The organism is Lentilactobacillus sp. Marseille-Q4993 (assembly GCF_951230165.1).
GTDB lineage: Bacteria > Bacillota > Bacilli > Lactobacillales > Lactobacillaceae > Lentilactobacillus.
Genome location: NZ_CATNVB010000023.1, coordinates 1 through 22,672, shown reverse-complemented (window position 1 = coordinate 22,672; position 22,672 = coordinate 1). Strand labels below are relative to the sequence as shown.

The window sequence follows — 22,672 nt, the reverse complement described above, 5'->3', positions numbered from 1 at the left end:
GACTTTTTTGGAATTTAGTCAAATCGTATTGATGAGGTTTCTGAAGCATCGCCGAAAGGTGATGCTTTTTATATCTTGAATTTACAATTTAAGTGCAACAGTGACTAAAAAAGGACCCATAGCTGGATTCCTGTAAAATGATGTTTGCGAAAACAATCATGAAAGGAATCTAGCTATGAGCCACTACAAGCATCTTACCATAGAAGAACGTGAAACTATATTCTTAATGAATCATCGAGGTTATTCATTACACTTGATAGCTAACACTATCGATAGAAGTCCGGCAACAATTTCCCGCGAATTACGCCGTAATACCACTAACAAGCGCTACTCACCTTCCCGGGCGCAATCGAAATATCAGCTTCGAAAGCGCAAATGTGGTCGAAAGCGGTTGATTGATAACCCTAAAGTATTCGAAACCATTCGAGAACTGTTCTGCGAAGACCAATGGTCTCCAGAACAAATCAGTAATCGCCTAAAAATTGAAAACCACAAAGTCCAGTTAAGCTCAAACACCATTTATCGTGCGGTTTACTCAGGTAAACTAGATGGCCACTTTAAGCTCGGCAGTAAGGCTGCAATCCGCCATCTTCGACACCATGGAAAATCACGGCATACCAAAGACTATCAAAAAAAGCGTGGCAAAATTAGGATCACAAACCGAATTTATGATCGTCCCTCCGAAGCAGACAATCGGATACAACGAGGCCACTGAGAAGGCGATACAGTACAGGGGAAGAATGGTAAGGCTTGTGTTTTAACCCTAGTTGACCGCAAAACCCGCTACCTTCTCATTGAAAAAGTAGCCAAGCGCATGTCACCGGAGGTGACAAAGGGATTAAATCATGCGATCCAACAGTGGCCTGGTTTGATCCTCAGTATTACTCCTGATTGAGGAAAAGAATTTGCAAATGTACAAAGCATCACCGAAGAAAAAGCTATTCCCTTTTATTTTCCGGATCCTAATTCCCCTTGGCAACGCGGAACCAATGAAAATACCAATGGTTTATTGAGAGAATACATGCCTAAGGGAGTGGATATCAGTACCATCAATGATAAAGAAATTCAGGGCTATGCCACTAAGTTGAACAAGCGTCCTCGTAAATGTCTAGGCTGGAAAACACCATACGAATCATTCTTTACGTTGCGTTGCACTTAATTTGACAATTCAAGATAAAAAAACTGCCATTGATGATGCTCATTAATACCAGAAGGTATAGTTTCATTTAATCTAACTTGAAAATATCCAATGAAGAAGGAATGAGCACTGAGAGGCTCGTTCCTTTTTTATTTTGTCAAAATGCTTCTATGGAGCTAATTAATGATATAATTTTGTCATAATATTAGTTTATTAATAGATTTGGGGGAGACAAAAATGTCTTATTTTAAAAAATGGGTCAAAGTGGCGTTAATTGCAACGCTAGGATTGTTGGGGGTAATGGCAATTGGTGAAACTAAGGCCAATGCTGATACAACTGCATATAAATATGTGTTAGTCGGAGGTGACGCTCAATTCAAAGCCCCAAGTGGAGTTTCAAATCCAGTGGGAACGAACTATATTTCTGTCAATCCACAAACGGTTGCGAGTTCAATTCAAGGAAATCAAATCTCACGTTATGAATTGGGAGCTGACACCAACAAGACTGGTAACGCGTTTGTGTACAACCAATCAACTGGAACTATTGGGTTGAAAGCTTCAACTGATAGTGAAACGGTACTTAGTGCAATCGCCGGCAATAGCTTGTCAATTGAAAGAATGAACTATCTTCAACCAAACAATCAGTTGAAATACAACACGGTGGCTGATGCTCAACAATGGACACCAATGAGCAGCGTTGCCTTCATTATTAGTGGTGGGGTTAACGACGATAACTCATTGAGTGTATTGAAGCCAAGTGTTGGTGGTACTGATGAGGTTTCTCAGTCGATCACTAATGATTACAATGTAACTTTAAAAGATGCTAATGGTAATGTGGTTACAAAACCAGACAAGGAAGGCACCTACACGGTTGAGTTTGCATTCAAACCTTCAAGTTATGATGGCTACTTCTCACAACTTGAATATAAAAAGAATGCTGACGGCTACTATTACGATACCGGTGATTCAGACAACGGTAAGATTACTGAAGTATTTGTCCCAGGATCAGTTACTGCCAAATTCCAAGTAGGTAGTGGGTCAGCAACTTCGACCACCAAGCCTGACACGAATAACCAATCTTCAAGTAATCAATCAAGCGCAACAAGTGATCAGACTAGCAAACCTAGCACAACAAATACAAATAAAGAAACTACTGTCAGCAACTCACGCAAGGTGGTTTATGCAATTAAACCACTCTACATGTATAAAAACAGCAATTTCAAAAAGTCAGAACGGATTGCAATGTATGCTAACAAGCCACGGGTAAAGCGACCAATGTTTGTTGTTCTCAAGACGGTTAAGTCAGCAACCGGGAACACGCGGTATTACGTGCGCGATGTGAACCACAATGGCAAGTATGATAACAAACGTGGATACATCACTGCCAGATCAAATCGGGTAGTCGGAGCATACAACAGAACCACCAATAAGACGATTACGATTATCAATCCCACCGGGGTTAACAAATATCGAAAGATTAGCTTACAGGATAAGGTTGGTCATTTGAAACAGGGCACAACTCTGAAGGTAAAGGGCTACATTACCCACAATCTAACGACTAGGTTTGTGCTTAGTGACGGTAGCTATATCACTGGTAACAAGAAATTAGTTTTGAGTGGTAAATTAACTCAACCAAAGAAAGTAAAATTGATGACAAATGCCAAGCTAACATCTGATGTTAATTTGAATCATACAAAGCGAATTTTGAAAAAGGGTACTGTATTACGGGTTAAGAATTGGGATTATTCATATGGTGACAATTTGAATGTGTCTGGGACTAAGCGTTACGCAGTTACTGGGGGCTATATCTCCGCTAATAGTAAGTACTTAAAAGTAGTTGCTTAATATTTCCTTAATACAAAAAAGAGGCCAGAACATAACTAGGCACAGCGAAAAAACAATGATAATTTCATTTTTATGAAATTACTTTTGTTTTTTTGCTCATATCCAAATTCTTGTTACACCCTTTTGTAAACCAAACTACCCTTATCATTAAGTAGTCATTATGGTATATTCAGCTACGTATATAATTTTATTCTTAAGGAGATTACTTAATGCCAACACGTCAAGAATTAAAGGCAAGTGCTAAAGAATGGATTAACCATTACTTTGGCCAGTACTTCGCATTATTTTTGCCATACTTTTTAGCAAACATTGGTAACTTAATCGTTAGTTATTGGGAGCGAGACAGTAGTTTTTCATGGAGCTTGCTGTTCCAAATAGTAGCGATGCTATTACTAGATGGAGTGATGTTTGTCTGTATTGATCTTTCACGGGAAAGAATCGGCCACGATGGTGTCGGTCAGAAATCACTGTTCATTTTTTCAAACGGAAACTATTTTATTGGATCGCTATTAATTGAAATCATCATGGGAATATTCACATTCTTGTGGATGTTGCTTTTGGTTATTCCTGGTGTTATTAAGTCATACTCATACTCTCAGGCCGTATATATTTACCGAGATGCAATTGATGACGGTAATAAGATAAGCTTTTTGGATGCAATTTCAAAAAGTGAAGAAATGATGGCTGGCCACAAAGCGGACCTGTTTATCATGGATCTTTCCTTCATTGGTTGGGAACTAGTTGGACTTATAACAATTGGAATTGGGATGATCAGGGTCGTTCCTTACATTCAACAAACTAAAGCTAACTTCTATGTGGAATTAAAAGAAGCTTATGAGAATCCAAATATGATTGATCAAGAACAACCGACTGAATAGCAAAGAAGTCGACATATAATTAAATCCATCAAAAAAGGGCGGTGATAATTTCGTTTTATTGAAATTATCGCTGCCCTTTTGGTTTATCCGCCAAATACAATCGGATTTCCCATTAAATTTAGTACGTACAGAAAGATCAAAGGAATGTTGATGATGAAGGAAGCCATAATGACGGAGTACCTTAAAGTCGGAACGTCGTTTTTGGCTAGTGGAATGTTTAAATTCTTTTGACCCTTGTAGGTAATCGCAAATAATAGCAGAGTGATTGCAATTACCGCCTGAATTCCGATACCAACGTAAAAAATAAAGTCAAAGTGCTTTCCAATTTGATATTGGAGAACGTAATTGAGAACGGTAATGATGTCTAAAACAATTGAAATTAATACCATGTTTCTACCCCTTTAACATGCTTGTTAAAGTTATGATAGCAGGATTTGGTAAATTGTACCAATTCTATTCATAGATTAACTTAAGGGCATTTATATCTGGGGTGGAGATTTTTTGGTCAACAACTGTTGGACTCATGATGGAACGGGGATTTTTGCTATGAGCAAGGCCTAAGATATGACCAATTTCATGTTCTGCGATACCAACTTTTTCTAGATAGGTATAACCGTTCTTATCAATCTTGTTAAGCAGTAACTGCGAGTTGGCGGAGGTGATAGTATTACCGTCGCGGTGGTAGTGAGTAAAAGCACCCGTTTCCGAAGATAGGTCAGACGGAGGCGTACTGCTTTCGCCTAACTGGATTGGGGCATTGGCTGACTCTGTTAAACTGACCACCCCTAGCTTGTTCCAGGCCAGCACCGCTTCTCGCCAAATTATGGTCACTTCGGGATCGGTACTAGTGATTGAGTAGTCGAGATTAGCGGTTGGCCATTTAACCCCTTCTGTTGGGGTGTTCTTAGGTGTTTTATGAGAGTTACAGATTTTAAATGAAATCGCCTTAGCGTTGATCCAAGCGTGCTTTGTTTTTGTATATTTAAACCGAACGTAGGTTGTGTGGCCATTTTTTGCCTTTTCGTCGAAGTGAAGAATGGCACTTTTATTAATGTGACCAAGTTTCTTAGTTTTACGAGTTGGAATTTTTTGTAGTAATAATACTTATTGTTTATGGCCTTACCAGTTCGATTGATTTTCGTAATGTTCCCTTTGGCATAAGTTGGAACGGGAACCATTAGCATGAAAGTTATGGTAACAAGGACAAGGGGGTTAGCAATTTTCATAATGTTACCTCGGGGGATGTTTTTTTATTCAAGGTAATATTAGACTATCTGGTTCACTATTAAAAGAATACTTTTGTAATAATGTTGGAATAAGCTACATAGTTTTTGCGGAATTTGATAGGATAGCTATATTACAACAATTGAAGGAGTAATCATGAATATTAATTTTTCCCATCCCAAACCTGATCAAATCAACCAAATAATGATAATTGAAAATAGCGGATTTACCCCCGATGAAGCTGCGAGTTTTGATAGTATGCTCGAACGAATCAAAGTGATCAACGATACTTTTATTACCGCTGTTGAGGACGGCAAGCTTGCTGGGTACATTGTTGGCCCCGCTTCGAACAAACGGTATATTGATGACGAACTATACGAAAAATCGGTCGCAAATGATCCCAACGATGACTATCAAACCGTTCTGAGTTTAGTAGTTCACCCAGACTTCAAACACCACGGGATTGCCAGTGCATTACTGACTGAATTAAAGCGAGTGGCAAGTGATCAAGGGCGAAAGGCGATTACCTTGACCTGTTTGGAACGACTAGTATCTTTCTATGAAGATAACGGGTATCAAAATGAGGGCGTGTCGGATTCATCTCACGCTGGCGAAACTTGGTATAACATGGTTTTGACGCTTTAGTTATCCATAAATTACGGATAAATAAAAAATATTGTGACATTTCGAATTATAACCTTGAAATAATGCTCTATATTGCTTAATCTAGTGATATAGAGCATCTTTATTTTTTAAAGGGGGGGAACAATGTATGAAAAAGAAACATTTTAGAGTTTTATTAGGCATGATTGCGACATTTACGTTGTTTGCATTGATGGGGGTAAGTGCGAAGGCGAATGTTACAACTTACAAAATACTTGGTGGTACTGAAGCTACGTTCCAGGCAAATCCAGGTCTAGTATCGGCAGATGGAGAAGGGACAATTGTCACAATGACTAAAAGTGCTATTGATAGCACTGCACCCTCAAATCCTAATCCAGTTCCAATCCCTACTGAATCTAAAGTTGGTAAAATCAACGGAATCTATACTAATGATGGTAAAGCAACGGTGAACTATAAATCCCCATATCAAGGTACTGTCATGTCTAAAGTTACGGCAGATAATTTTAAAGCATATTTGGGAGATTTTACCTTTGCAGCTAATCCAGATACGAAAGTTGTTTATGATTCATTAAATGATGCATCTAAAAATTTTACCATCAGTGATTTCGTATCAAAATCAATTCAATATGGATTTATGGGAAATGGAACCGATACTGGTAAGATGGACGATGCTACTAAAATAGCTATTTTTAATAGTTTGTTTAATGTCACTATACTTCGAGATGGCAAAGTGGTTCTGCCAACAACCCCTGTTAGCTCGGCAAAGTATACGCCTGATAGCTCAGGAACGTATGAAGTTATTTTCGACTTAAACACTAGCAATCAAACTGTTAAGTCATCTTTAGATAATTACAATGGTCCTAGTGAGGTTCAGGTTGGAAAAGCAGCCGTGTATACCAACAAGAATAATTCAAACGATAATATTGTGTTAGCTCCAATTCGCACAAGTTTCACTGTTAAAGCACCTTCTACTCCAACTCCAACCCCAACTCCAGAACAACCAAAGCCCAATCCTGAGCCAACTCCTGAACCCACACCCGAACCAAAGCCAGATCTAAATGACGGTTTAGTTCCAGTTAAGGGCGAAGCAGTGTACTCAATGAAGCCAATCTATTTATACAAGAACGCCAACTTTAAGAAGTTTGAAAGAAAGGTGTTCTACGCAAAGAAGCCAAGAATCAACCGGCCAATGTTTGTTGTTATTAACTATGTTCGTGATAACAATGGTAGATTGAGATACTACGTTAAGGATGTTAACCACAACAGTAAGACTGCTGGTAAAGTGGGTTACATCACTGCAAAAAGTAGCTATGTTCGACCAGTATACTATCGCGGAGCTCATTCATCATTAACCGTTATCAACCCAACTGGTGTTAATGAATACAAAAACAAAAACTTGACTGGTAAGGTTAAGAACTACAAACAAGGAACAGTGCTTAAGACCAAGGATATCGTTCGTCACAACTTAACATCACGGTACATTTTGCTTGCCAACGGTAATTACATCACTGGTAACCGGAAGTTCGTCAACATGACTAAGGTAAAGCAACCTAAGCAAATTACTGTTAAAAAGACGATTAAGTTATACAAGGATGTTAATTTCAAACACGCAAAGAAGTACATCCGCAAGGGTGCTAAATTGACTGTTAAACGATATGAATACTCACGTAAGAACGATATGAACAAGACTGGCGCACTTCGTTACGCCGTTGCTGGTGGCTATGTCACAGGTAATAGTAGTTTTGTTAAGGTAACTAAATAGTTTCAAATAAAAAAGACTCGAATCGAGTCTTTTTTTGGTCTGAAATTTAATCAACGTCGGATTGGTTAACCGTCCAGCGTGAGTTTGGATTGGATGGTAGTAGTAATAGAACAAACAACCAGATGTCCCCGATAAGTGGAATAATTCCAATCAATAACCACCAATTGCTGTGATCCGAATCGTGTAGCCGTCTTGCTCTGATGGTGAAGTTAGCGACCCAAACTAATAATGTAAAAATTGCAAAGGTAAACGAATTATTTGGAAAGTCACCATTATAGTTGGCGTAGTTGCCAATCTCGTTATACTGACCAGTCAGAAGCGCTACGATAAAAACAAATAAAATATTAATCAAATATGCTGGCCAGTATTGAGTCCGGGTTGCGGTTGCATTGAAAACAAACATCTTGCTCCAGAATTCACGATATGCATGCATTTTGAAATCCCCCTTACTTTTTAATAGCTTCATTTTGCCATAATCAACATGGAAAGAGAAATAACGTGCTCAATTAATTGACCCAAGAGATAATCAACGTTTTTACAAAATGGCACAATAACTCGATATAGCATTAACAAATTGACACAGAGTGATAAAGTGGGGGTAGTATCACGTAGTATACATATGGGGGGACAATTATGGATAGTAGCAGAACGTTAGCTAAAAGTTTTAGGATACTGCTAATGACGTTGGGAGTATTTCTTGTTGCGTTTATTGCGACGGGACTGAACTCCAAAGCAGCAACCGTTACGACAAATTTTGAAAAAAATACTGGATTAGTAAGTACCCAGGATTCAGCCAATTTTACGTTTAGTATTCCGAAGTCTGAAATCAAAGGCTTTACCAAGGATAAACCAATTCAGATCACCTTTGGCGACAACGATGGTAGTTTAGTTGGTGATTTAAATAGTGACAACGTTGACATTGATGCTAAAAAAACGGGCAATGTGGTCACAATTACGCCAGAACTAGATCTATCAACAGTAGTTGGTGACCCAGTCACGTTTACCGTCCGGGTAGGATTATCAAATCCCAGCGGTAAAGAAGTGACATCTAATGTCAGTGTTAAGGGGTTAAACATCAATTACCAACATAAATTAACGGTTGATAAGACGGACCCCAACCCGACTCCGGGAGGTGACACGCCCTCAACTGAGGTGTTTGGGCTTAAAACTAATCAGACTTTTATTTCTCTGAATAATATTCCTGCTGATATGCAGGATGCCTTTACAGATACGCAGTACTTCTTTATTAATCGCAGAATGACGGCCTATGCTCAAGCTAATGTTAAGGGAATGGATAAATACAGTAATCAAAAACTATATGTGCAGTCAAATTATCCAATTGATAAGAACAGCGTTAAGGTTTTTGATAGTTGGAATAATGTTATTGATAGTAAAGACTACACAATTAGCGCGCCGGCAAATGTTGATGGTGGCTTTGTCATCACGATGAAGAATTGGCCCGCAGCGAATAAAGGGGTTGATGGAATTAGTGCAACATTCTCTGTTGAAATCCCAAGCCAAGAGGGTAGGGATGCTAAAGCTAACATCACACCCTGGTTTGAAGGAAATCACGGAACCAGTGGTCAGGTGACATCTTCTAAAAATACAACGGCATTATCATATTTTCCTAAGGAGAAATTTGCGTTCTCACCAATTCTTGATACTCGGAACGTCACTATCAGTACTGCGGACAAAAACTATCCATTGGAGGCAAAGTCGTTTGTAACTAAGGCCTATCATTTTGATGCCCCTAATACACCACTGCTACTAGATAATTTTGCCCAGTATAGTATTGGTCACCGATATGTGGATGGAAAAGAGACTAATGAATCGTTTGATCCTAAGAATCCACAACCTGGGGTGTATCCAGTAACAGTTCAATTCACGGATAGTAAGGGCTATAATTCGATGACTTACACTGGTCACGGCAATGATACGGCGATTACCCCTGATTTGATTGTTAAGGCAGCAACAAGTCCTGAGCCAACTCCAAATCATGGCGGCAATAACACACCTGCTGTTACCCCACCAAGTGGCAACGTTACGCCAACCCACACAGAGATGCAGGGTGGGTTGATTGCTGTTGAAGGCGACGTCGTTTACTCAACAAATCACATTTACATGTATGCCGGCAAAACCTTCAATAAGAAAGAACGCCTGCAATTCTATACTAAAAAGCCACGTGTTTACCGGCCAATGTTTGTCGTAAAGGGTTATGAGCGTTCCAAACAGGGACGGTTGCGTTATTACGTTCGGGATGTGAACCACCACAGCAGTACGTATGGGATGAGGGGCTACATCACCGCCAACACCAAGTACGTCCTTCCTGTATATTACCGGTCAATGCACAAACAGTTCACAGTTATCAGCCCACTTGGTGTGAATGAGTACAAGAACAAGAACCTGACTGGCAAGGTAAAGAATCACAAACAGGGAACGACTCTCAAGGTAAAGGGCATCACTTCTCACAATTTGGCTAGTCGCTACATTCTGCTTAGTGATGGCAACTACATCACTGGTAACCGCAAGCTCATTCAAATGGGCAAGGTAAAGCAACCTAAGCAGATTACTGTCAAACGGACAATCAAACTTTATAGCGATGTTAACTTTAAGTACGTTAAGAAATATATCCGTAAAGGAACTCGATTAACTGTTAAGAAATATGATTATTCTCACAAATATAGTACAAAGTATACTGGTGCAAAACGTTACTTCGTTGCCGGTGGTTACGTCACTGCAAACAGCAATTTCGTTAAAGTAACGCATACAAAATAATAGAGTAGGAGGCCCTCATCGGGAACGGTGGGGGCCTTTTTGAAATACTAAACACGAACCACTTTGACCTTGGAACGCCGTGGGGATAGATTTGAGCCTGTAGTCTCAAATACTACCCTGAGGCCGGGACATAAGTCCCGCCAATAAATAAACTGGATCATATTTTTCATGACTTTTTGAAAAATATGATCCAGTTTTTCTTTTATCAGTAAAAAATAAGAAAAATTGGCCATCATCAAGGCCAATTTATTCATATTTGCTGCCATTAGGATAATCCCTAATCCATTATTTACTTGTCTTAATCCACGTACCGATAATCGACGGAAACGCAAATTAGCCTTCAAATTTCCGAAGGCTGGCTCATCTTCTAATTTTCGCTTAGCGAAAATAGCCTTTCCTTCAGGACTTGAAAGCTGTTCACGTACATATTTCTTTTGTGATTCCCATTTGGGGTTGATCTTGATTCTTCGTTGGTTACCGGATTGGGTTGTTGACCAGTAGTAACCCTCTGGATCATCATACTCATCGGCTTGATATACTTTAAAATCACGTTCAAATCCGCTCGTATCTTTTCGATGACTACGACCATAATATGAAAAACGAATATTGTGATTATCCACATAGTAATCTTCGTCTGAGTGATATTCCCAGTTCATCACTTTACTAGAATCAGTTTGATATTTTGTTGATTGCTCCTTTAAGTACATCGTGTACGGAATTAATGGCACTTTTCCTAACTCATCTTCGATAAATTTATAATTTTGTTCACTTCCGTATCCTGCATCGGCGACAATATATTTAACTGGAGTTTGAGTAAAGTTCATTGCTTTTAAAAATGAAATTAAAGTGCGTTGGTCCGTAGGACGTTGATTAACTTGATAGTAGAGGATAAATTGTGATTGGGTAGCGATTTGCAGATTGCACCCCGGCTTCAACTGGCCATTTTGCATCGGATCTTCTTTCATCCGCATAAAAGTTGCATCATGGTCCGTTTTAGAGAAAATGGTCCGATTACCGAACCACTTATGATATTGGCGATATTTTTGTTTACGGGGTAAGTATTCATCTCGTACTAGATGACGAAAATGTTTTAACTTACGACGACGTTGTTTCCTGGCTGATCCGCCAGGAATCACCTTTTCGGTTTTGATTTGTTGATCTAATTCATTAATCTCGGTGTCCAGTGCAGTCACTTCAGCTTCAAGTGTTTTGGGATCCGTCGGATCCATTTCACTTTCTACTGCTAGATTGACTTTATTTTGAATCAACTCGTTAAACAAGTTCTGTGTTTTCTGGTCCAACTTACTTTCAAATTTTTCCGTGCTTTTTCGCCAAACAAAAGAATACTTATTGGCATCGGAGAGGATTTTGGTGCCATCGATAAAGATCGCTTCGTCACTTAACAGACTGTTATCAATCAACCATTTCATTGGAATGTTTTCTTCGGCCATTTGTTGAATTTTTCGCCCAGAAAACACTTTCCGTGAGTAGGCAAATAACATCATTTTGAGCATCGTTAACGGTGAATATTGGGGTCGGCCAAAGGCTGACTCTTCACCATAAACTAATTTATATGGAATAGTATCCACAAACGCGCTAATGGCGCGGACGATGTGCGTTTCTGAAATTGAAATTTCCAATGGCAATGTTAAACTGGTCTGGTTATTGTTATAATGTCTATACATAGAGATTCGCTCCTATCCTTGGGCTTTCGTCGATTTAAGAATAGCAGAGTTGAATTCTCTGTGCTACATAGAATTCAAAAAAGCTTCGGAAAAATTAATTTCCGAAGTTTTTTTGCGTTAGCTGGGACTTATGTCCCAGCCTCATTTCACGGCTGAAGGTCTAGTGTTTCTTTGTGATTAGCAATGAAAACGTCTATGTATGTTGTTTGTTCAATCATTGTTGTATTATAGGTTAAAGAAACTGATTAGTGTGTTTGAGAAACCAGTGAAAAAACAATACTTATCAGTGGTGAAATTATCGTTAGGAGTTTACTCCTTACGATAAGGTCAGGTTTTGAAATTTTCGAATTTTAGAAAAGTTCAAAGCTGTGCCCACCACGTTCCATAAGTACTGTAAAAGAACTGGTTTCGTTACTTAATCAAAAAATTAGTTCCGTATCGTCAACTTAATCATTAATTTACAATTAACCATTGACATCATATTCTAATTTTGTTTTAATGTATTCAACATACAAATGAAAGGATGACTGTCATGCGACAATTCACTTTAAACTTAAACACTTATTATTATGGCTATCTATATTGGTTTAGATAGCGTCCGTTTGTCGCGGGCGCCTCACAAGCGTTCGCGTCTGATGGGTAAGTGCATTAGTTTACTACCAGCTAGACGTAACGATCCAGCTGGGTGAAATGGATAGTCTCCGTGAATTTCTTTTACCACGAAGGGCCAGCTGGATTTACCAGCTGGCTTTTTTATTAGGAGGAGAGAATTATGGAGCATATCGAAAAACGCAAACTATCAATTAGCCTGTACCTTAATTACCTAGTTCACGGCATTGGGCTAATCATTTTGACTCAAAACATGCAAGAACTCGAGAAGTTTTGGCACTCACCATTAGCCACTGTATCGTACGTCATTTCAGGAATTGGAATTGGTAAGCTGATTGCTTACTCCCTGTTTGGCTACCTATCCGACCGAATTGGCCGCAAGACGATCATCATGGTTGGAATGGCCAGCTACACGGGGTTCTTTATTGGGATTCCACTGACCAAGAGCATCATCGTTGCCTTTCTCTTCGCTGTTTTAGCCGGAATTGCCAACTCTGCCTTGGATTCAGGGACTTACCCAACATTCGTTGAAATGGGTGGTAGTTCCAGTGCATCGAATGTGTTCATTAAGGCATTCATGTCGATGGGTGAATTCATTCTCCCCCTAATCGTTGCAACGTTGGAAACTCGTAATTTATGGTTCGGTTGGTCATTCGTCTTGCCCCTCATCTTGTTGGTTATTAACTTCCTCCTCATTCGGAAAATTCACTTCCCAACGATGAAGCAGGCAGAAGAATCAGAGGAACAAGCAGTAACTATCTCCAAACCACGTAAAGTCATCTCTGCCATTGCTTTATCACTTTACGGTTTCACCTCAATGGCCATCATGATTTTGTTTACCCAGTGGATCACGATTTTTGCTCACCAAAAGCTGCACTTATTGATGGTCACTTCTCACGGCCTGTTGTCACTCTACAGTATCGGGTCAATCATGGGCGTTGTTGTAACCTTCATTATCCTGAAGATGGGGGTTGCTGAGGCGAAGGTCTTACTTACAAACACTGCCATTTCTTTAGTTGCTATCCTTTCAATCAGTGTTCTGACAAACCAGCTGTTGATTACCATCGCTTGCTGGGCATTTGGTTTTACCGCAGCGGGTGGGGTTCTCCAAGTGGCGTTGAACATGCTATTGAAGGTGTTGCCGGTTCAAAAGGGAGTCATCACTGGCCTGTACATGACGTTTGGAAGTATTGCGACCTTTACGGTTCCCGTAGTGACGGGCTGGTTGGCTAACAATATCCAGATGATTATGAATCTTGACGTGTTTATTGGTATTTTTGTAACCGGATTGGCGTTAGTTGCAGCGCTTTGTGCCCAAAAGGTTCCTGCTGCCAACCCTAAACTTGTCATGGATCACGTATCATCCGCAAAAATAAAATAAGGAGCCATCTAAATGACAGAATTAGACGATTTTCGGAACCAGATTGACGAACTTGATAATATGCTCACCCTGTTGCTTGAAAAACGGTTTGAGGTCGTTAATCAGGTCGGCGATTATAAACAAAAAAACGGTATTGCGATTTTCAATTCCAATCGCGAGGACGCAGTAATCGATAAAGTCCTGAGCAGAATTAAGGATCCTGCCAAACAGGCATATATCGCTAATGTTTTTCGAGAAATTATGGATGAATCAAAGGAATACCAAAATGAAATTACTGGAGGCAAACAATGAACTACTTAACTGCAGGAGAATCACACGGACCCCAACTAACCGGGATAATTGAAGGCATTCCCGCTGGACTAACGATTGATGTTGATGAGGTCAACGCAATGTTGGCAGCAAGACAAGGTGGCTACGGCCGGGGCAATCGGCAAAAGATCGAGCATGACACGGTTCAATTTGTTGGTGGGCTTAGGCACGGCAAAACCCTTGGTTCACCGATAGCGATGGTTGTTAATAACCGAGATCACGCTCATTGGAGTCAAATTATGGACCCAACTTCACCTGAAACTGCTGAAAACACCTTGCGCAAGGTGGAACGTCCTCGACCGGGTCATGCTGACTTGGTTGGGGGAATGAAGTACAACCACCGGGACCTTCGGAACGTTTTGGAACGGTCATCTGCCAGAGAAACCGCGATGAGAGTTGTAGTGGGAGCGGTTTGCAAACAACTGCTGAATCAGCTTGACATTCAAATTGTCGGGTTTGTCGACACGATTGGTAATCAACCAGCCGATACCGCCAAAAACCTGACCGTTAGTGAGATTGAAGAAGCGATCACCCAAAACGATCTGCGAATCACTGACCAGAATAAAGTTGATGAGATTCACGACTTGATTGATGAAACCAAAAAAGAGGGGAATACCCTTGGCGGCATCGTAAAAGTAGTTGCCACCAACGTTCCTGCTGGTTTAGGAAGCTACATCAGCTGGGACACCAAGCTAGACGCAAAGATTGCGGCGGCCGTAGTTGGCGTTAACGCATTTAAGGGGGTCGAGTTTGGTGATGGCTTTAAAGCTGCGATGAGCAAGGGTAGCGACGTAATGGACGAAATTGATTGGCATGAAGGCCAGGGGTTTGATCGCTTGACCGACCACTTGGGTGGCTTTGAGGGTGGAATGACCAACGGGATGCCGATTATTGTTCGGGGGGCTATGAAGCCAATCCCTACTTTATACAAACCACTTCAAAGTGTTGATGTTGAAACTAAGGAAGTTAAGAAAGCCAGCGTTGAGCGTTCCGACACCACGGCAATCGTGCCAGCATCAATCGTGATTGAGAGCGTTGTTGCTATTGAACTGGCAAAAGCCATTACCGACACGTTTGATGGTAGTAACATTGAGCGCCTTCAACGCCAGATTGCTGACTACCGACAGGAAATTGAGAACTTTTAAGGTGGGGATAAGATGAGAAAACTAATTAGTTCAATCAGCACAGGGGTCCAGGGAACAATTGAGGTTCCTGGCGATAAAAGTATTTCCCACCGCTCGGTAATGTTTGGGGCAATCAGTCATGGCACGACGGTGGCTCACCACTTCTTGATGTCCGATGATTGCAAGTCGACCATTCGGGCATTCAGGGATATGGGCGTTGCCATCGCCGTCAGTAATGACACGGTTACCATCAAAGGGGCTGGGTTTGCCGGCCTTAAGCAACCATCTCATGAGCTAGACATGGGTAACTCCGGGACCACCACAAGACTGATGATGGGAATTCTTAGTGGGCTGCCATTTACTACCAAACTGATTGGGGATGACTCGCTGTCTAAACGACCAATGAAACGGGTGAGTGAACCACTGGCTACAATGGGGGCTACCATTTCCACAACTAATGGTCATTTACCAGCCACGGTCACGGGAACCAAGCTCAACGCCGTTAGCTATCAACTTCAAACCGCGTCAGCTCAAGTGAAAAGTGCGATGATCTTAGCGGCTTTGCAGGCCGATGGTCCAAGCACTATCACGGAAAAACTCCCTACCCGAAATCATACCGAAATTATGTTGCGGGCGTTTGGTGCAGATGTTAAGACAGCCAGTGACCAACTAACGATTACCGTTGAACCCAACCCTGAACTACACGGTATCGAGCTGACGGTTCCCGGCGACATTTCCTCAGCTGCTTACTTTTTGGCTGCTGGCCTAATCGTTCCTAACTCAAAAGTCACTCTCAAGGGCGTGGGGGTCAATCCCACCCGAACTGGTTTGTTGAAGGTTATCCAACGCATGGGTGGCAACATAGCCTTCAGCAACCAAGATGACAAAACGGAGCCAATTGCGGACATTACGGTGAGCACGTCTGCTCTCCAACCAATCGAAGTGACCGAAGCCGAAATTCCTTCAATGGTCGACGAGCTACCAGTAGTGGCGCTACTTTGTGCTTGTGCTAATGGCGTTAGTCACATCACTGGGGCCAGTGAACTTCGAGTCAAGGAAACCGACCGCATCGCTGTGATTACTGAGGAATTCAAAAAGCTAGGCATTGCCATTGAAGAGCTACCCGATGGGTTCGTAATTGATGGCACCAAACCCTGGCACGCCACCGGCGAATCACTTGATAGTCATGGCGATCACCGGGTGGGAATGGTGCTAGCAATCGCCGCTTTGATTGCCGATAAAGATATGACGTTGATTGGTGACGAAAGTGTGGCCATTTCCTACCCAAACTTCTTTGAAGATTTAGCTAGCTTAGTAAGGGGATGAGTGAATGACAACGGTATTTATTTCTGGATTAGGGCTGATTGGCAGTTCGATTGCCAGGATAATCAAGCAAACTGACCAAACAGTCACCATCACTGGTTTTGACCCAAATCCCATCAATGGCAATTTTCTTGAAGAGGCAGGGGTCATTGACCAGACTCTAGATTTTAAGGCTGGAGCTGAGATGGCTGACATTATTTTCCTAGCCGCCCCAGTGGAACAGATCAAAGACCAGATTCAACAACTCACCACTTTGCCGCTTAAAACAGGAGTAATCGTCACTGATGCCGGCAGTACCAAACGGGATGTTATTGAGGCATCTCACGATTTACCCGATACCGTTCACTTCATCGGTGGTCACCCGATGGCCGGTTCCCATAAGTCTGGCGCACCAGCTGGTACAGCCACGCTTTTCAATAATGCGACGTACTTTTTGGTTCCGGGCGTAGATGACCAGACGGGGACGACCACGATTCAACGGCTGCTCGCATCTGCCGGCTGTCACTGGCAAATCGTCAGTCCTGATGAGCACGACATGATTGTTGCCGAACTGAGCCATGTTCCTCACGTTGCGGCGTTTGCGTTGGCTAATTCAGTTGCTAACAAACTACACCCAATTCCAGATGTAATCCAAGCCGCTGCTGGTGGGTTCAAAGACACGACAAGAATTGCGGCTTCGAACCCCCAAGTATGGACGGATATCTTGTTGACGAACCGAGATCAGGTCCTTGATGGGTTAAAGGATTACCAACAAGAGCTTGCAAAATTATCGCAATTAATTGAGGATGGTAACGAAATTGAACTAACAAAGTACCTCGACCAAGCCAAAACCATTAGACAAGAAATTGATTAGGAGATGATCAGGATGAATTTTATTTTAATTGGCTTTATGGGATGTGGAAAATCAACAGTCGGCCAAGCACTAGCTGAAATACTTCACGCTGGTTACCATGACCTTGACCGCATGATTGAACAGAACAACGGCATGACGATTCCTGACATCTTCGCCACCAAGGGAGAGGATTTCTTTCGGCAGTCTGAAAGAGAGGCTTTGTTTGGTGCTCTGCAAACTGGTGGAATTCTGGCCACTGGTGGTGGCACCCCAATGATGACCGATAACCAGGTGATTTTGAAGCAGACTTCAACGCCAATCATCTGGCTTGATGCGGACATCAACACCGTAATGAACAGAGTTGGCCAGCAAACTAATCGTCCCTTAGTCAAAAAGTTGGGTCGGGATGGGTTGGCTGACTTAAAGCGCCAACGTGAGTTTACATATAGTTTGGTTGCGGATATTAAGATATCAACCGATGGGAAGACCCCCGAGGCAATCGCAACGGAAATTATTCACCAAATGGGGGCGAAAGTTAGCAATGATTGATGGTAATACAAAATTATACGGATTGCTGGCCCACCCAGCCCATCACAGCCTGTCGCCACTGATTCATAGTGAGGCTTTTAAGCAACTGGGAATCAATGGGGCCTACTTGGCGTTTGATACGGAAACTGACGACCTTAGTTCAGTCTTTAATAGTATGAAACAGATGAAAATTGGCGGCTTCAACCTGTCAATGCCTTACAAGCGCGAGGCTTTACGCCACATGGACGAAGTGACACCCGATGCCCAAAAATTAGGGGCAATCAATACTGTGGTAAATCGTAACGGCAAACTCTTTGGGACAAGTACTGATGGGGTTGGCTTCATTCAGGCGTTAGCCGATGAGCAAGTTGCGGTAGCAGGCAAACGGGCGGTGGTTTTAGGAGCTGGTGGTGCCGCTCGGGCAATCATTTTGGCATTGATCCGGAATAATGCGGCTCAGATTGACGTATTCAAACGGCAAAACGCAACGTTTGCGACTACTAAGCAGGAACTTGAAGGCTGGTCTGATCTAATATCAGTTCACCCGTTTGGTAATCAAAATTCAATGAAGGCTATCCTTGGAGAAAGCGATATTCTGGTCAACGCCACTAACGTTGGCATGGCGGGGGATGACCACACTCCAATCGACCCAGCCCTCTTATCCCCACAAACAGTAGTGTTCGACTCCATCTACTTCCCACTAGCAACGCCACTAATAAGTCAAGCAAAACAGAATGGTAATTTGGCAATCAACGGGATTGGGATGCTGATCAATCAAGCAGCGGAATCTTTCAGATTGTGGACTGGTAATAAAATGCCAACGGCAGAGATTAAAAAAGTTGTTTATCGGGAGATCATGGCTCGAAAACAAGACTGATATAAGAAAATTCTTTTAGAATCATATCGTTTTCAAATGCCACCGTAGCAATAATTGAGCGACTTATGTAACCTTTAGTTTACTTGTAAACAATCTAATTTCATGGCATAGTAATATGAAGAAGCGGGGGAGTTTAAGGAGCTACTGTATGTCGAGTCATAAAAAGCGACTGTTACTATCAATTTTGTTTGGAGTTATTGTGTTGATTGCCGCGGGTGTTATTTATTCTGTTAAACGGAACGCTTCCGCTGATCAGGCTCTCACAAAGGTGTCCACAAAGTATAAGGAAAAAGTGGAACCTGGAGATTCAGTGTCATTAAAAGCTGATGATCACGGTAACCGCATTTATTTTGGGACGACCAAGGATAGACTAATTGTTTTATTCATGAAGAAGGAAACGATTGGTTATCGGCCAGTTGCCACTAAAGTTGAAACGTTAACCCAGATTGATACGGATGAGATTGGCCACTTTTGGCCAGTTAGGAACACCCGCTATTTCGCGTTTGGCAAGATGAAGCCGGGCAAAAAAGTGGTCTCCGTCAATGGTAAGAAGCCATTGTATATAAAAACAAAGAACGCTGATTTTTGGTACAGCTTTTCCAAGAAGAATTCAGGAATCACGGTCGAGTATAAAGAAAAATAAGCGGTATAACTACTCCTATGTAAAGAAAAATGCTACACTTCTGTTAGTGCAAGCACACTTTACATAGGAGTTTTGAATATGAAAAATAATAAACGAACTATTTCAATTGTATTAGCTACGGTCTTAGTGATTTTGATCGCATGGGGCGGAATTCACATGTACACTCACAACCGGTCAGCGGAGTATAACTTGAACCAGACTGCGAAGAAGTATAAGCAGTCAGTGGGCAAGGGCGATTTTACTGAGGTTAAGGTTGATAAGAATGGCAACGAGGTTCTGATGGGGGTTGCTAAGAATATCGTCATTGTTCAGTACATGAAGAAGGGCATCCTGGGTTATAACAACATCTCAACCAAGGTGCAGCCAATTGGTCAAATGCAGGCCAACACGGTTTATGACTTCGTGCCAATCAAAAAGACTGGTTACTTTGCCTACGGAATTTTGACGACGGATTCGAACGTTCCCCGATTTAATGGCAAACGAGCTAAGACGCTGAATACTCAGTATGGCTCGTTCTGGTACGGCGTATCTTCAAGTAAGGAAAACGCCACGATTCAAATCCTGGCTTAAGATCCAAATAAAAAGAATGGTTGTGGGACAGAACTAACTACATCGAAAAAATGCAATGATAATTCATTTTCATGAAATTATCGTTGCATTTTTGCTTTTATCCAAATTCTTGCTACATACAGCAACCAATAATAACTGAGAACCATGAATAATGGGTCTCAGTTATTATTGGTTGGCAATAAACATCAAGAGTGAATCCCGCTTTTCGCAGAATTCACTAATTGTTGTTCTTGCTGGGGCACTAAGACGAAATCAAAGATTTCTGTAGTGCTCTTTGCGGGGAACGACGAAAGCATCTTCGTATGCTTTCTGTCCCACTCCCTAGCCGTTATTCTTGTAATTTAGCCTAGATATGATTTACTTAACTCTAGATACTCTTACTAAAACAAAGGGGGAAACTAACCCATGAATCAGGTACTTCTGATTGCCATCATTCTGGCCGCCGTGGTTGGCGCCACGATTGTTTCCCGGCATATTACCTTTATCCCACTGCCATTCTTTCTGATTGCAGCGGGGCTGATTCTTGCTATTATTCCGGTTTACCGGGACTTTCAGCTAAATCCATCCACGTTTGCACTGGCGATTATTGCACCGTTGCTGTTCAATGAGGCTCAAAACAGTTCCCGTCTGTGGATAGGAAGATCAATTCTGAATATTATTTCCTTAGCGGTTGGGCTGGTCTTCGTTACCGTCCTGCTGATTGGTAGTGGGTTGCACTTTCTGTACCCAATCCTGCCGTTCAGCTTGACCTTTGCCTTGATGGCGGTCGTTACGCCAACCGACGCCTCAGCGGTTAATTCGATTTTCGAGGCAAACCCAATTGCCAGAGAACAGATGGGGATTCTGAAAAACGAGTCACTGTTCAACGATGCTGCTGGTATCGTCCTCTTTGACGTTGCCCTAGCCGCCTACATCTCTGGTGACTTTTCCGTTGGGGAGGCCACCACACTATTCATCTGGGAGTTCCTAGGTGGAATTATCTTTGGTGCTGCGATGGGGATGCTGATCGTCAGTGCCCGTTCTGTTTTAATTAGATATCACGACGACACTCCACTGATTATGGTCACGATTCAGATTCTCACTCCATTCTTGGTGTACTTGTTAGCTGAAAAACTAGAAATGTCTGGAATTTTGGCCGTAGTTGCCGCTGGGCTTGCTCAAAGTTCTGAGCGGAACAAACTCCGACTGAACTCATCACGGATGCAAATCGTTACTAGCAACGTCTGGGAAATCGTTTCGGGGATGTTAACTGGGACGGTGTTTGTCCTCCTAGGCCTTTCCTTGCCTGACGTTGTTGAATACATGCGAGCATCTACCAACCCCGACTTCGCAATTTACCGCTTAGTAATTCTAGGGATTATTCTCTACATCGCTCAAACCCTGGTTCGGATGGTGTGGAGCCATTACCTGATTAGAACGAACAGCAATCACGAGCGGTCTTGGCGGGACAGCTTGATCATGGCCCTAAGTGGTGCTCACGGAACCATTACCTTGTCACTGGCTTTCTCAATGCCAAACTTCATCCGCCACGAACCTTTTGCTTACCGGGGGCCACTGATCTTCATCGCGGCAGTCATTATTCTGGTCAGCTTGATAACGCCAACTATCCTGATTCCAATCATCCTCCCAACCAAGGCGGAGAAGTCGCCACGGTATCGTTGGGTCAAACGGATGATTCAAGCTGCTATTAGTGATTTATCCAAGGAAAAGGAACACCAAGCCGAAGCTCAAATCGTAATCGATTCCCTTCAGCAACAATTAGTTCTTGATGGAACGCCAAACTTACGAGTTCAGCGCCAAATCATGAACGAGGCTCATCAGGTTGAACAGAAGGCGATTCGGAAGCTTCACGCTGATGGTAAGATCACCGATGATGAAATGACCTACTACTTGCAGTTTCTCAAACTGAACAACTTCTCAGCCGACGATAAGATTTGGAAAAACATCATGTTGAGAATTAGATTCGGCCTGCATATCGGTCGGTTGTACAAAAATCTTCACCAGGCTCAAGAGGCATTCTTAACTGCCCCAGTTGCCCTCGAGGAAATTTACTGGCGTGATCAGTTCGAAAAACATGGTGAAGATATTCTCCCAATCGAACAAGCTGGCTTCGACGCTGTGATGGAATTCCTAAAGAACTATGACGCTAAAAACGGGGTGGAAATCAACTTTGTTCGTCGTTTCTACCGGACTCGTCACCGGCGAATCCATTTGAGCCGAGTTGACCCCGATATTATCTACCAAATGTTTATGCGGGCGTTCCACGCCGAGTACGAGTTGATCCAGGACGCATTGGTTTCTGGGCAAATTAGTTCGGAGCTTGCCGAACGACTGCAACAACGAATATCCTTCGATGAGATTACCTACATTCAAAACGTGGAAGTATTCCGGGAATAACAAAAAGGTCAGTGAGAAATCATGGAGCTACTCCGTGTCAAGCGGACAGTTAAATAATTAAAATTAGGCAATCTTATTTGAGGCATGATTTCGATATTCTATCGGAGTCATGCCTTTTAGTGTTAATTGGCGGCGATTGAAGTTATAC

19 protein-coding genes and 1 pseudogene are annotated in these 22,672 nt (G+C 42.1%); 16 read left to right on the top strand and 4 right to left on the bottom strand.

Annotated features, from left to right (window positions below):
* Window positions 1-175 precede the first annotated feature (175 nt).
* The 3 genes and pseudogenes from QOW94_RS11110 to QOW94_RS07870 all read left to right on the top strand — a co-directional run bounded on the left by QOW94_RS11110 (window position 176) and on the right by QOW94_RS07870 (window position 3,861).
* A pseudogene (locus QOW94_RS11110) lies at window positions 176-1,164 on the top strand (IS30 family transposase).
* A gap of 211 nt (window positions 1,165-1,375) precedes the next feature.
* Window positions 1,376-2,983, top strand: coding sequence for a DUF5776 domain-containing protein (locus tag QOW94_RS07875; RefSeq protein ID WP_283679820.1), 1,608 nt, complete (start codon window positions 1,376-1,378; stop codon window positions 2,981-2,983).
* A 209-nt stretch (window positions 2,984-3,192) separates the two neighbouring features.
* The gene (locus QOW94_RS07870) at window positions 3,193-3,861 is read left to right on the top strand and encodes a DUF975 family protein (protein ID WP_283679819.1); all 669 of its coding nucleotides are present in this window, start codon (window positions 3,193-3,195) and stop codon (window positions 3,859-3,861) included.
* 83 nt (window positions 3,862-3,944) lie between these two features.
* On the opposite strand, the gene QOW94_RS07865 is transcribed toward QOW94_RS07870, so the two are convergent.
* Window positions 3,945-4,250, bottom strand: coding sequence for a hypothetical protein (locus tag QOW94_RS07865; protein WP_283679818.1), 306 nt, complete (start codon window positions 4,248-4,250; stop codon window positions 3,945-3,947).
* 64 nt (window positions 4,251-4,314) lie between these two features.
* Window positions 4,315-4,644 (bottom strand): matrixin family metalloprotease, encoded by a 330-nt coding sequence (locus QOW94_RS07860; RefSeq protein ID WP_283679817.1) that lies wholly within the window; start codon window positions 4,642-4,644, stop codon window positions 4,315-4,317.
* A 597-nt stretch (window positions 4,645-5,241) separates the two neighbouring features.
* Here QOW94_RS07860 and QOW94_RS07855 point away from each other — a divergent pair.
* Together QOW94_RS07855 and QOW94_RS07850 are read left to right on the top strand one after the other, a co-directional pair.
* Window positions 5,242-5,730, top strand: coding sequence for a GNAT family N-acetyltransferase (locus QOW94_RS07855; protein WP_283679815.1), 489 nt, complete (start codon window positions 5,242-5,244; stop codon window positions 5,728-5,730).
* A 127-nt stretch (window positions 5,731-5,857) separates the two neighbouring features.
* Window positions 5,858-7,471, top strand: coding sequence for a DUF5776 domain-containing protein (locus tag QOW94_RS07850; RefSeq protein ID WP_283679814.1), 1,614 nt, complete (start codon window positions 5,858-5,860; stop codon window positions 7,469-7,471).
* Window positions 7,472-7,517: 46 nt separating this feature from the next.
* Here the strand turns inward: QOW94_RS07850 and QOW94_RS07845 are convergent, their stop codons facing one another.
* Entirely contained in the window at window positions 7,518-7,904 is a 387-nt protein-coding gene (locus QOW94_RS07845; protein WP_283679813.1) for a DUF805 domain-containing protein, read from the bottom strand.
* 200 nt (window positions 7,905-8,104) lie between these two features.
* Between QOW94_RS07845 and QOW94_RS07840 the strand changes: the two genes are divergently transcribed.
* Complete coding sequence (locus tag QOW94_RS07840) at window positions 8,105-10,246, top strand: DUF5776 domain-containing protein (protein ID WP_283679812.1); 2,142 nt, start codon at window positions 8,105-8,107, stop codon at window positions 10,244-10,246.
* 47 nt (window positions 10,247-10,293) lie between these two features.
* Here QOW94_RS07840 and QOW94_RS07835 read toward each other — a convergent pair whose 3' ends face one another.
* Window positions 10,294-11,931: a transposase gene (locus tag QOW94_RS07835; protein WP_283679811.1), complete on the bottom strand. Its 1,638-nt coding sequence runs from the start codon at window positions 11,929-11,931 to the stop codon at window positions 10,294-10,296.
* A 772-nt stretch (window positions 11,932-12,703) separates the two neighbouring features.
* Between QOW94_RS07835 and QOW94_RS07830 the strand changes: the two genes are divergently transcribed.
* The 10 genes from QOW94_RS07830 to QOW94_RS07785 all read left to right on the top strand — a co-directional run bounded on the left by QOW94_RS07830 (window position 12,704) and on the right by QOW94_RS07785 (window position 22,524).
* Window positions 12,704-13,921, top strand: a complete 1,218-nt coding sequence (locus QOW94_RS07830) for an MFS transporter (RefSeq protein WP_283679808.1) — start codon at window positions 12,704-12,706, stop codon at window positions 13,919-13,921.
* Between the two features lie 12 nt (window positions 13,922-13,933).
* Window positions 13,934-14,212: a chorismate mutase gene (locus QOW94_RS07825; protein WP_283679807.1), complete on the top strand. Its 279-nt coding sequence runs from the start codon at window positions 13,934-13,936 to the stop codon at window positions 14,210-14,212.
* Window positions 14,209-15,375 carry a chorismate synthase gene (aroC, locus tag QOW94_RS07820; RefSeq protein ID WP_283679805.1) on the top strand — a complete coding sequence of 389 codons (1,167 nt, stop codon included), beginning with the start codon at window positions 14,209-14,211 and terminating at the stop codon, window positions 15,373-15,375. The genes QOW94_RS07825 and aroC overlap by 4 nt, the downstream gene beginning before the upstream one ends.
* A gap of 12 nt (window positions 15,376-15,387) precedes the next feature.
* The gene (gene aroA / locus QOW94_RS07815; protein WP_283679804.1) at window positions 15,388-16,680 is read left to right on the top strand and encodes a 3-phosphoshikimate 1-carboxyvinyltransferase; all 1,293 of its coding nucleotides are present in this window, start codon (window positions 15,388-15,390) and stop codon (window positions 16,678-16,680) included.
* 4 nt (window positions 16,681-16,684) lie between these two features.
* Complete coding sequence (locus tag QOW94_RS07810; RefSeq protein WP_283679803.1) at window positions 16,685-17,530, top strand: prephenate dehydrogenase; 846 nt, start codon at window positions 16,685-16,687, stop codon at window positions 17,528-17,530.
* A gap of 12 nt (window positions 17,531-17,542) precedes the next feature.
* On the top strand, window positions 17,543-18,058 hold the full coding sequence (locus QOW94_RS07805; RefSeq protein WP_283679802.1) for a shikimate kinase: 516 nt from the start codon (window positions 17,543-17,545) through the stop codon (window positions 18,056-18,058).
* Window positions 18,051-18,914 (top strand): shikimate dehydrogenase, encoded by an 864-nt coding sequence (locus tag QOW94_RS07800; protein ID WP_283679801.1) that lies wholly within the window; start codon window positions 18,051-18,053, stop codon window positions 18,912-18,914. Before QOW94_RS07805 ends, QOW94_RS07800 begins: the two co-directional genes overlap by 8 nt.
* Before the next feature lie 148 nt (window positions 18,915-19,062).
* A complete protein-coding gene (locus QOW94_RS07795) occupies window positions 19,063-19,557 on the top strand; it encodes a hypothetical protein (protein WP_283679800.1) in 495 nt (164 codons plus the stop codon).
* 78 nt (window positions 19,558-19,635) lie between these two features.
* Window positions 19,636-20,127, top strand: coding sequence for a hypothetical protein (locus QOW94_RS07790; RefSeq protein ID WP_283679799.1), 492 nt, complete (start codon window positions 19,636-19,638; stop codon window positions 20,125-20,127).
* A gap of 405 nt (window positions 20,128-20,532) precedes the next feature.
* Complete coding sequence (locus QOW94_RS07785) at window positions 20,533-22,524, top strand: cation:proton antiporter (protein ID WP_283679798.1); 1,992 nt, start codon at window positions 20,533-20,535, stop codon at window positions 22,522-22,524.
* Window positions 22,525-22,672: the final 148 nt, after the last annotated feature.

Excerpts from the sequence above, each read along its gene's own strand:
- QOW94_RS07875 (WP_283679820.1), top strand. The coding sequence starts at position 1,376 with ATGTCTTATTTTAAAAAATGGGTCAAAGTGGCGTTAATTGCAACGCTA.
- QOW94_RS07870 (WP_283679819.1), top strand. The coding sequence starts at position 3,193 with ATGCCAACACGTCAAGAATTAAAGGCAAGTGCTAAAGAATGGATTAAC.
- QOW94_RS07865 (WP_283679818.1), bottom strand. The coding sequence starts at position 4,250 with ATGGTATTAATTTCAATTGTTTTAGACATCATTACCGTTCTCAATTAC.
- QOW94_RS07855 (WP_283679815.1), top strand. The coding sequence starts at position 5,242 with ATGAATATTAATTTTTCCCATCCCAAACCTGATCAAATCAACCAAATA.
- QOW94_RS07850 (WP_283679814.1), top strand. The coding sequence starts at position 5,858 with ATGAAAAAGAAACATTTTAGAGTTTTATTAGGCATGATTGCGACATTT.
- QOW94_RS07845 (WP_283679813.1), bottom strand. The coding sequence starts at position 7,904 with ATGCATGCATATCGTGAATTCTGGAGCAAGATGTTTGTTTTCAATGCA.
- QOW94_RS07840 (WP_283679812.1), top strand. The coding sequence starts at position 8,105 with ATGGATAGTAGCAGAACGTTAGCTAAAAGTTTTAGGATACTGCTAATG.
- QOW94_RS07835 (WP_283679811.1), bottom strand. The coding sequence starts at position 11,931 with ATGTATAGACATTATAACAATAACCAGACCAGTTTAACATTGCCATTG.
- QOW94_RS07830 (WP_283679808.1), top strand. The coding sequence starts at position 12,704 with ATGGAGCATATCGAAAAACGCAAACTATCAATTAGCCTGTACCTTAAT.
- QOW94_RS07825 (WP_283679807.1), top strand. The coding sequence starts at position 13,934 with ATGACAGAATTAGACGATTTTCGGAACCAGATTGACGAACTTGATAAT.
- aroC (WP_283679805.1), top strand. The coding sequence starts at position 14,209 with ATGAACTACTTAACTGCAGGAGAATCACACGGACCCCAACTAACCGGG.
- aroA (WP_283679804.1), top strand. The coding sequence starts at position 15,388 with ATGAGAAAACTAATTAGTTCAATCAGCACAGGGGTCCAGGGAACAATT.
- QOW94_RS07810 (WP_283679803.1), top strand. The coding sequence starts at position 16,685 with ATGACAACGGTATTTATTTCTGGATTAGGGCTGATTGGCAGTTCGATT.
- QOW94_RS07805 (WP_283679802.1), top strand. The coding sequence starts at position 17,543 with ATGAATTTTATTTTAATTGGCTTTATGGGATGTGGAAAATCAACAGTC.
- QOW94_RS07800 (WP_283679801.1), top strand. The coding sequence starts at position 18,051 with ATGATTGATGGTAATACAAAATTATACGGATTGCTGGCCCACCCAGCC.
- QOW94_RS07795 (WP_283679800.1), top strand. The coding sequence starts at position 19,063 with ATGTCGAGTCATAAAAAGCGACTGTTACTATCAATTTTGTTTGGAGTT.
- QOW94_RS07790 (WP_283679799.1), top strand. The coding sequence starts at position 19,636 with ATGAAAAATAATAAACGAACTATTTCAATTGTATTAGCTACGGTCTTA.
- QOW94_RS07785 (WP_283679798.1), top strand. The coding sequence starts at position 20,533 with ATGAATCAGGTACTTCTGATTGCCATCATTCTGGCCGCCGTGGTTGGC.